The following is a 3,234-nucleotide window of genomic DNA, read 5'->3' on the forward strand; positions in this document are numbered from 1 at the left end:
ACTTTTTAATGGGAGTGTTCGCATCCTTAGCGAAATTATAAATTCCGCCCAGTGCTACTAGCCTTCAACTTCGGATAAGCAATCCGTTTGTGATGAAATTGCTGCCAAACATCCACAAATATCTGGGCAATTTGTGACATCTCTTCCCGTTTTAGTCCTGAATCAACGAGTTGATTGTCTTGCCACTTGGCACGTAGAATATTATTCAGCATTGCTAAAGCTTGTTCAGTGGAGACATCTTTAACCGATCGCTTCTCTCCCACAGGTTTAGCCGATGCTTGCAACGATCGCAGCGCTGCTTCACAAGAATCTGCTAACATGACAATTCCGGTTTCCCGTGACTGGGGAATTGGCCCATCGTAGCGGAAATCTGCGTCGTCTACATTTAAACTTGGATCTGACTGAGCCATTTGCTGGGCTTGATGATGGAAATAAGCAATCAGCATCGTTCCTTGATGCTCTGGAATAAAAGCTTGAATCGCCGTAGGTAAAAGGTGTTTACGCGCCATTACCAACCCTTCAGTTACGTGCTTTTTAATAATTTCTGCACTCTTCCAAGGATCTTTAATCTCTGTATCGTGTTTATTCGGCCCCCCCATCTGATTTTCAATAAAGCCAAGAGGATCGTGCATTTTACCAATATCATGATATAGTGTTCCAGCCCTGACTAGTTCAACATTGCATCCTAATTCTTTGGCAGCAGCTTCAGCAAGAGTGGCTACAAGCAGCGTATGTTGAAAAGTTCCCGGAGTTTCAGTCGCAAGTCGTTTTAATAAAGGGCGGTTAGGGTTCGCCAGTTCTGCTAGGCGAATTGGGGTAACTAAATCAAAAACTTTTTCTAGATAAGGACTCAAACCCAAGGCGATAACACTCCAGCATAAGCCGGATAAAGCAAATAATCCCGCTTCTTGGAAGACAATATACCAGGTTGAACCAAATACTTGACCAATTAAGATTTTAACAAGCAGGTAAATACCGCCTTGAGTTAAAGCGATCGCAACGCCTAATAATGCTAACTCTTCACGCGATCGCAATCGTTGGGCAATGTAACTACCTAATATTCCTCCCCCAACACCAGCTAAAAGCGCAGCCTTACTCATATCCAAGCTAATGGCTAATATCGGCCATAGCAGGCCGACAACTGTCAATCCCAAAGTGGGGCCGTAAAAGCTTCCCAACAATAAACCAAGGGCGCTCCAGGTGGTATAGGGCAATCCGATGACGATTACTCCTGGCACACTCAGAGTTAGCAATAATACTAATAGGCGATCGCGTTGTCGCAATTCGTAATCGATATGGCGTTCTACCCAGACAAAAATGCCAATAGCGATCGCAATCACGCCTCCTAACTTCACCAACTCCTGCCACTTTATCTCTCGGCGAATCAGGCGATAATGCTCCAGCACCTCAAAGTTCCATGCAGTAATCTGCGCTCCTTTTTTGACAATCACCTCACCACGCCGTACCTGCACCATCACGGGTGGCACGCCAGCCGCAGCCTTTTGAGCATTTTGTCTGGTTTGTTCTTCATCTTTTTGCAGATTCGGCTTGAGTACAGCTAACAACAGGTTTTTTGCCAAAGTTTCAGCGGATTCTGGTACAAAGGTCTGTAATTGTAAACTCACCGCATCTTGCAAGATATTTTTTGGCAGTCCTTGTGGAATACCTTGGGTGAGAATCCGCTCTATACTTTGATGGATTCCCATTTGGGTTTTTTCCCATTCCACATCTGATAAATCCAAAAGTAGAGATTCTTCATATATTGCTTCGGGGCTAACAGTCTCTAATTTTAAAAGTTTGGCAGTGGCTTGGATATATCTTTGACGTGTTTGGGAAATTTCGGCAATCACTAAGGACAAGCTTTTCTCAGAAGTTGTGAGGCGGTAAGATTCTAGTTCTGCTACAGCTTGAGTAAAATCAGTGTTTTGAGAAAAATCTACTGGCTGTGTCTTTTCTAGATTCTGGGAATCAGATTTGGATGTGATGCGCGGCTGGCGTTTCTGATTGGGTGCATCTGGGGTGGTTTGTCCAATTCCCTTCTGCTGCTGATTTTTACTATTTTCTACAGCCGATAGCAGTGCTTGCCATTCCGACTCAGAACAAGAGCGGAGGTAACGTTGGGTAGAGATGGATAAAACTACAGGAGCAAAAAAAGGAAAAGCTCCAGCAACAGCACGAATTTCGTTGCCATCATCTAGAAGCTGTTGCAAATTTTCGTTGATTTTTTCGTTGATTCGCGCATCAAGCATCAACACCTGTAAGGACTTTGTACTGACGGCTTTGCGCTCGGCTTCGGTTTTTTTCTGATCTTCGATGCTAGCTGTGTAAGGCGCTGTAATCGTTTGGGGCGCAGGTTGTCCTACTTTGAGTTGAGTTTGATTGTATAATTTATGACCAATAATGCCAGTAAGGGACACTACAGCGATCGCCAAAATCACCGAGTAACGCTGTTTATATGCCCAATCTAAACCGACTGTACAAATACTACTCTTAATGTTGACAGATTGTGCCTTTGACCTTAGCGCTCTTTCTTGTTTTCGGCGTTCGCTTTTCTCATTGGTTTTTGATAAAAACAGGAATACATTCTTGAGCATAGTCCTTAGAAGTTCCCTTGTATGGGTTTTACCTTTGGGACTTCTCATTAACTTTCCTTTACGGCGTAGTGTTTTGTACTGTCGCCGCCAGTGAGTCAATTGCTGGTTCAAGAACTGCAAAAATTTATGCATTTTCATTATCTCTACCTGCAATTGCCAACTTTGATAGTTCAAAAAAAGACAATCATCAGGAAAGTTTAATCTGCGGCGGCTACAAGTCGGTGGCAGGGGCTTATTTATTGCTGATTTGCCACAATAGTTAGCTACAGAATCAGTCCAAGGGTTTACTGAAAAATTCTAGTATATGAGACTAATACGACTGTGGCGGAAGTTTGCCTAGCTTTAACCCCTTATCTGGTTAATTTAAGATTAACGCGACCGAATAACGCGAGGAGCTGCGTAAACTGAAAGCAAAGCCACCTCACATCCCTCCTCTATTAACTCTTTTGGGTTTAAGGTAAGATTATACACTCCTGACCACACCCCCACAAATGCATCGGTCAATTCTAACACTTGGGAAAAGCTAGTTAGCCCCCATACTGGAGAATTCCTCTGCAAGAGCAAGACTTGCCAATTTACGGGAATTCCGCCTGTCCCGTTATATGCTCCTGATAAAGCACCAGCAATTGCACCTGTAGCC

At 43.7% G+C, this 3,234-nt stretch carries 1 protein-coding gene and 1 pseudogene; both read right to left on the reverse strand.

Annotated features, from left to right (window positions below; all coding sequences use genetic code 11):
* Positions 1–35: 35 nt before the first annotated feature.
* On the reverse strand, positions 36–2,732 hold the full coding sequence (locus tag IQ229_RS20140; protein WP_194046779.1) for an HD family phosphohydrolase: 2,697 nt from the start codon (positions 2,730–2,732) through the stop codon (positions 36–38).
* Between the two features lie 231 nt (positions 2,733–2,963).
* Positions 2,964–3,234 (reverse strand): annotated as a pseudogene (locus IQ229_RS20145) (ADP-ribosylglycohydrolase family protein); the annotation flags it as partial.

Origin of the sequence: Nostoc cf. edaphicum LEGE 07299 (assembly GCF_015207245.1) — a bacterium.
Taxonomy (GTDB): domain Bacteria; phylum Cyanobacteriota; class Cyanobacteriia; order Cyanobacteriales; family Nostocaceae; genus Nostoc; species Nostoc edaphicum_B.

Coding starts and splice junctions, on each gene's coding strand:
- IQ229_RS20140 (WP_194046779.1), bottom strand. CDS start 2,732: ATGAAAATGCATAAATTTTTGCAGTTCTTGAACCAGCAATTGACTCAC.